Origin of the sequence: uncultured Methanobrevibacter sp., from assembly GCF_902801725.1 — an archaeon.
In the GTDB taxonomy this organism is placed as follows: domain Archaea; phylum Methanobacteriota; class Methanobacteria; order Methanobacteriales; family Methanobacteriaceae; genus Methanocatella.
In genome coordinates, this window is record NZ_CADCJB010000062.1 from 1 (window position 1) to 6,532 (window position 6,532).

Genomic DNA, 6,532 nt, shown 5'->3' on the forward strand with positions numbered 1-6,532 from the left:
GGAAGCTTTATGGATTATGCCAACGTTAAGGGAGAATTCATAAGGGAATTGAACGGCAAAAAAATCATTGTCAACGGTCATGACCCTACCATTATGGGATTATTGAGGAAGTTGAACTTTGATGGTGAAATCATCACTTTCGGAGTTGATGAACGTCCCGATTCAATTGCTTTGAAGGAATGTGTCTGCGGCAATGAAATCGCTGTTAAGGAAATCATCTCTGGTTGCGGATATTACTTCTGCAAATGCGGCATAACAACTCCTCAGGTTGACTACATTGCAACCAATGTGGATTTGAATAACAGGACCTTTGATTTGCACACCCCTGAAGGCAAGCTGACAGTTAAAATGGCTATTGATGGACTTCATAATGTTTATAATGTTACTGGAGTAATCATTGCAGCTCATGAATTTTTAAAGTTGCCTTACGATAAGATTCTGGGGCCTATTTCTACCTTCACAGGTGTTGAGGGAAGAATGGAAAAGGTCGATAAGGTAAACGATAAGACTATTTTTGTGGATTATGCCCACAATCCTGCAGGTGTTCAGACAGTTTTAAAGGAATTCCAAAAGTTGTTTGGGGATTTCACTACAGTCATTACAGTTTCATCAGAATCAGGCTATTCCAGTGATGTGGAAATATTCAACAGTGTACTTAAATTTTCAAAATTTGTAGTTCCTGCATCAACTGCATCCCAAAAGATTGCCATTGAGAAGCTTAATGACAATCCGAGATTGAATGATCGGATATTTTTAAACAATATAAGTGGATTTAAAAAAGATGGCACACTTGGAGCCAATAAAGATGATGTCTACAATGGAATAAAAAAAGCTTTGAATTTGAATTGTGAAATGATTGTAGCTATTGGCGAGGCAGCCACCAAATTCAAATCAGTAGTCGGTGATTTGAAATTAAATGAATAATTGATTCCATCATATTTAAAAATCACGCGGATTTTACTAAAAGTATTTTAGTTTTTACTTTTCAAATGCTCTCTGATGAACTTTAAATATCAACAATAAATTAAATAATATTAGGGAAGGTATTGGCCGATTTTAATAATCAGGTATTAATTGATTGTAGAGGTTTATTATGGTAAGTTATATTAATCATCCTTTAATCAAGAAAGATGCAATTGAATCAAGACTTTATCAGCAGATTCTTGCAGGGGATGTATTAAAAAAAGGAAATACGATGGTTGTTGCACCTACTGCATTAGGTAAGACTATAGTGGCTATTCTGGTCGCTGCAGACAGGTTGAACAAGGTCAAAAATTCCAAAGTGCTAATTTTAGCCCCCTCTAAACCTTTGGCCATTCAGCATGAATCCAGCTTTAAAGAATTTTTAACACTTCCATGCACTTCCATAACCGGTGCCGTCAAAACGGATGAGCGCGTTAAAAGATGGGAAGAATCCAGAATCATTTGCGCAACACCTCAGACAGTCGAATCTGATTTGTTGAATGGTCGATATGATTTGAGCGATGTATCACTTGTAGTTTTCGATGAGTGCCATCACGGTGTCGGATCTTATTCTTATGTATATTTGGCTTCCAGATATGTTCAGGAATCCAACTTTAACTTAATTTTAGGATTGACTGCTTCTCCCGGTTCAGATAAGGTAAAAATCAAGGAAGTTTGTCAAAACTTGTATATACAGAACATTGTCGTCAAGACTGAAGAGGATACTGACGTAAAGCCTTATTTTAATCCTGTTGAAATTGATTGGGTCAGAGTCAAAATGAGTGAAGAACTGGAAAAAATCAAGGATAATGTTGACAAGGCCCTTAAAATAAGACTGAAGGCCTTAAAGAATATGGGTGTCATCAGAACAGTTTCAGTCAATAAGACTGACGTATTAAAAGCGAGAGGAAGAATTCAGGGAGAAATTGCAAGGTCTACAAATCCAAATAAGGATCTGTTTCAGGCTATTTCAATATTGAGTGCCGTCATTAATCTGCAGCATGCTCAGGAACTGATTGAAACTCAGGGAGTATCCACTTTCAATAAGTATGTGGCCAGATTACGCAAAAAGCATACAAAAGCGGCAAAATCATTGATGTGGGATGACAATTTTTCACGTGCTATCAAGCTTGCAAGGGAAGCTGAAAAGCATGGATGGGAACATCCGAAATTAAGGGAATTGACAAATATCCTTAAAAAGGAACTCGGTTCCCAAAATGGTCAAACCAAACTCCAGTCAAAAAGATTTACAGACAACGAAGATGAAGCTTCATCAAAAATCATTGTTTTTACACAATATCGTGACACTCTTGAAATGATTCATCAGAAACTTGAAAAAGAAGGAATCAAGTCTGCTAAATTCTTTGGACAAGCAACTAAAGATGGTGAAAAGGGTTTAACTCAAAAACAACAAAAAGCTATAATCAAATCTTTTAGAATGGGTGAATATGATGTTCTTTTGTCAACAAGTGTTGCGGAAGAGGGTATTGATATTCCTGCTGTGGATTTGGTAATTCTCTATGAGCCTGTTCCTTCAGAAGTCAGAATGATTCAAAGAAGAGGAAGGACAGGTCGTAAAAGAACAGGTCGTGTAAAGGTTTTAATTACCAACGGAACAAGGGATGAAGGCTATTATTGGTCTTCCATCAATAAAGAAAGCCGTATGAAAAATCAACTGATTGATCCTGATGTTTTAGAGGAATTGAATGCCACTGCCGTTCAAAGAATGGAAAACGAAAAGAAAGTTAAAGTTATAGAAAGACCTAAAGAAGAAAACAATTTCCCGGTTGTTTACGCTGATTCTCGTGAGGGAAATTCAAAGGTTATCAGACATTTGTCAGAAATGGAAATAGATGTCAAAGTTCAGTCCATGGCTGTTGCGGACTATCAGGTTAGTGACGAAGTGGCAATTGAGAGAAAAACCGCGAAGGATTTTGTTGATTCAATAATTGATAAAAGACTATTCAAACAGGCCCGTGAATTGTCAGAAGAGTTTAAAAAGCCATTGATGATTCTTGAAGGTGATGACCTGTATGCGGGAATGGTTAATGCCAATGCCATCAGAGGTTCAATCGCTTCAATTGCACTGGATTTTGGAATTAGCATTATTCCTACCAGAAATGCTCAGGATACAGCAGCAATGATAAAAAGAATCGCAGTAAGAGAACAAAATGGTGAGAGAACTCCTGTTCAAATCAGAACAGATAAAAAACCAGTCAGCTTATTGGAACAGCAGCTGTTCATTGTCGAATCCCTGCCGAACATAGGTCCGGTCAATGCTAAGAATTTACTCGAACACTTCGGTACTGTCTCAAGAATAATCAATGCTTCGGAAAAGGAGCTTCAGGAAGTCGAAGGAATAGGTAACAAAACAGCGGAAAATATTAGAAAGGTAGTGGATTCAAAATATCTGTATTTCCAAAAGGAAATTAAAGAGAAAAAGCTTCTCTAGAAGTTTTTCTTCATATACTCATAACTTTTTTTAATGGAATCGTAATCATTTACTTCCAGGATGTAGATGCCCTTATAGTTTTTTGACTCAAGAGTATTGATGATGTATTTTAAATCAATAGAGCCTTCACCTAATGGTAGGTGTGAGTCATCATCACCAAAATTATCATGTGCATGTACGTGTTTAATCGAATCAAATATCATGCCGTCTGCGGAGTATCCGGAATGGTTGGCATGGCCGATGTCTAGCGTCATGTACATATCATTTTCCAAAAGTATCTGATTCAGGTCATCCATGTTCTGATAGATCATGCCTTCAAAGCTTGGCATGTTTTCAATGGTGGCCATAACTCCTAAATCCTTGGCATAGTCTCCAATCTCTTTAATGGATTCGTTTGCAGTCTCATAAACCTTTTCTTTGAAATATTTGTTTGCTAGAAATGGTGCTAATCCTGGGTGAACAACCACCGCTTCAGCGTTAATGTCTCTGGCCAAATCAATTGAAGACTTAATCTGTGCAATAGAGTTTGTTCTGGTTTGGCTTTGCAGGCTTGCAATATTGACGTCCATGAACGGGGCATGAATTGAGTATTTTAAATTATAGCTTTCAAGCAGTTCCTTGTCAATGAATTCGGTGGGATATTGGTGTACCAATTCGGCATATTCAATCCCCAAATTTTCAATGAATTCAAGGGTTCCATCTAATTCATGTTCTATTCCTGCAAGTGTGGATGTGCCTATCTTCATGTTATCACTTTCTTTTGGCGGTTATTTTCAATCCCATTTCGATTGCTTCAATGATGAAATCGGACAGTTCAATTCCTTTTTTAATTTTAATTTCTCCTTTTTTGGAAGTGGTTGCGGTAAGCAGATATTCTCCTTCGATGTAGATATCAAAGTTTTGTCTGCCATTGTCCTTTCCCAAGTCTATGATTAATTGTTTTCTTGTATGAACAATGTCCACTTCAAATGGGGATTTGTCCACAGGTTTTTGCTCTATGACTTCAACTCCAAGGCTTATTCCTATGCTTTCTTCAATTTCAGCAATTCTTTTACCGTTTTTACCGATTATTTTTGGGATGAATTCTTCAGGAATGTAGATGTTTGCCCTTTCAGGAGATATGACTTCAACATCGACTTTGGCCTTTTTAGGAAGAATCTTTTTGATTTTTCTTAGAATTTCCGCCTCGGCAATTCTGTCAACAGATGATTTTTGGCTTTCCCCGGAGCCTGTTCCGTTAACGAGATCCATATCCATCACGATTGTCTGTTCACCATAGGTATAAATCTCATTTTTAAGCTCTCCAGTTTCAAAATCCCTTACTTCAATTACCGGTCTTGCAAGGTCAGCTTCCTTCATGCCTGTCGGAACTTTAACGGTCATTTTGGTTTCATAAACGCTTGTGACCTTACCGTCTTCAATGTAGATGCTTGTATCGACAATTGACGGAATCACTCCAAGTTCTACCCTTGAGGCGATTCTCTGGATTGCATCGATAGGTCTTGTTGCATGGACAACTCCAATCATTCCAACTCCTGCCAGCCTCATGTCGGCGAATATGCTGAAATCGGTATTTTTTCTAAGTTCATCATAAATAGTATAATCCGGCCTTACAAGAAGCAATACGTCGGCGGTATTTTCCATGCTTCCTTCCAATGGACTGTATTGGGTTATGTCATCAGGCAATTGCAGGTCTCTTGGTGATTCCATTGTTTTTACAACTTTATTCAATTTTGATGAATAGTATTTTGCAATGGCCTGCACGAAAGTACTTTTACCAGCTCCCGGAGAACCTGAAATCAATATTCCTTCTGCATTGGTTCTGATTCTTTCAAGCAGTTTGTCTGATAAGCGATATTCGTCCAAACTTATGTTGGCTACTGGCCTTACGATTGTGACTTCCAAAGCTTCTGAAAATGGAGGATAAGCAATTGAAATCCTATATTCTCTGGACTGAACTACAAAGGAACCTTCCTTTTCGGATTCCAGATATGTTTTTGGGTCGCTTTTTGCCTTGTCAAGGATTTCATCAACAATTTTTTTAAGTTCCCTGTGGGTATAACGCTTTTCATTCAGCACAACAAAGTCAATGTGTCCTGGTGTTCCTTTTTTAGCCATTGGAACGACATTTTCCTTCAAATGGATTGACATGGTATTTTCGTCAAAGAATTTTTCAATCGAGAGGGATTTTTCAATGTATTTCTGTTCAAAATAGTAGACAGGGATTCCCTGAGCCTTGGCGGTTTCTGCCTGCACCTTATCGTTTGTAAGTAATGTTCCCATTTCGGACCTTGCCAAATCTCTTATTATACCATCTATTTCACCGCTTTTGGCATATTTGATGTCATAGTTGGTCGGACGTCTGCCTTTAAAGCTGATGGCCAATTCCCCTTCATACTGCATTTTCTGCAATTTTTGAAGTTCTTTTAATCCCCTGTGCCCTTCGCTTCTATTGGCGTTTGCCTGATGTTCAAGTTCACAAACGACAGCTTCTGGAACAATAATTTCCGGATATTCAAGGTCTTCCTTTCTTATTATTTCGCTTACTGCACCTATTATAACTGCGCTTGTGTCTGGTATTATTCGGTTCATGTTAATACACGTCTTCCGGATTAACGATTCTTTCAAGGACAATTTCCAAGTCCTCATCCTTCAAATCGTCAATGTTAATGTTGTTGTTTGTATTTAATTTTCTGAAAAAGCATGAACGGTAGCCTTCGTGGCAAGCTGCACCTGTCTGTTCGATTTTTAAGATGATTGCATCCATATCACAGTCAACAAGGATTTCCTTAACGTCCTGAAAGTGACCTGATGATTCACCTTTGAACCATAATTGGTTTCTTGAGGTGCTCCAGTAATGTGCTTTTCCGGTTTCGATGGTCTTGATTAATGCTTCCTTGTTCATATTAGCAAGCATCAATATTTCATTTGTCTTAGCATCCTGTGCAATTGCGGTAATGACTTTAATGCCGTTTATCTCGTGTCTGAAGTTTATGTTCATATTCATTCCTCTTTTAAGTAATCTGCAATATTATCGATGTCAACTAATTCCTGTTCTCCGCTTATCATATTTTTGACGGTCACTTTGCCCTCTGCAAGGTCGTTGGCACCTATGAT

At 38.0% G+C, this 6,532-nt stretch carries 6 protein-coding genes; 2 read left to right on the forward strand and 4 right to left on the reverse strand.

The features are described from left to right. On the forward strand, nt 1-924 hold a 924-nt coding region (locus QZV68_RS09760; protein ID WP_296880812.1), incomplete at its 5' end, for a glutamate ligase domain-containing protein. Nucleotides 925-1,093: 169 nt separating this feature from the next. Then, nucleotides 1,094-3,415, forward strand: coding sequence for a DEAD/DEAH box helicase (locus QZV68_RS09765; RefSeq protein WP_296880813.1), 2,322 nt, complete (start codon nt 1,094-1,096; stop codon nt 3,413-3,415). Here QZV68_RS09765 and QZV68_RS09770 read toward each other — a convergent pair. The 4 genes from QZV68_RS09770 to QZV68_RS09785 are packed head-to-tail and all read right to left on the reverse strand — an operon-like array spanning nt 3,412 to nt 6,484. After that, nucleotides 3,412-4,161 carry a sugar phosphate isomerase/epimerase gene (locus QZV68_RS09770; RefSeq protein ID WP_296880814.1) on the reverse strand — a complete coding sequence of 250 codons (750 nt, stop codon included), beginning with the start codon at nt 4,159-4,161 and terminating at the stop codon, nt 3,412-3,414. The genes QZV68_RS09765 and QZV68_RS09770 overlap by 4 nt on opposite strands. 4 nt (nt 4,162-4,165) lie before the next feature. Further along, nucleotides 4,166-6,007: a PINc/VapC family ATPase gene (locus QZV68_RS09775; RefSeq protein ID WP_296880815.1), complete on the reverse strand. Its 1,842-nt coding sequence runs from the start codon at nt 6,005-6,007 to the stop codon at nt 4,166-4,168. A 1-nt stretch (nt 6,008) separates the two neighbouring features. Beyond that, nucleotides 6,009-6,416: a phosphoribosyl-AMP cyclohydrolase gene (gene hisI, locus QZV68_RS09780; RefSeq protein ID WP_296880816.1), complete on the reverse strand. Its 408-nt coding sequence runs from the start codon at nt 6,414-6,416 to the stop codon at nt 6,009-6,011. Between the two features lie 2 nt (nt 6,417-6,418). Next, the gene (locus tag QZV68_RS09785; RefSeq protein ID WP_296880817.1) at nt 6,419-6,484 is read right to left on the reverse strand and encodes a hypothetical protein; all 66 of its coding nucleotides are present in this window, start codon (nt 6,482-6,484) and stop codon (nt 6,419-6,421) included. Nucleotides 6,485-6,532: the final 48 nt, after the last annotated feature.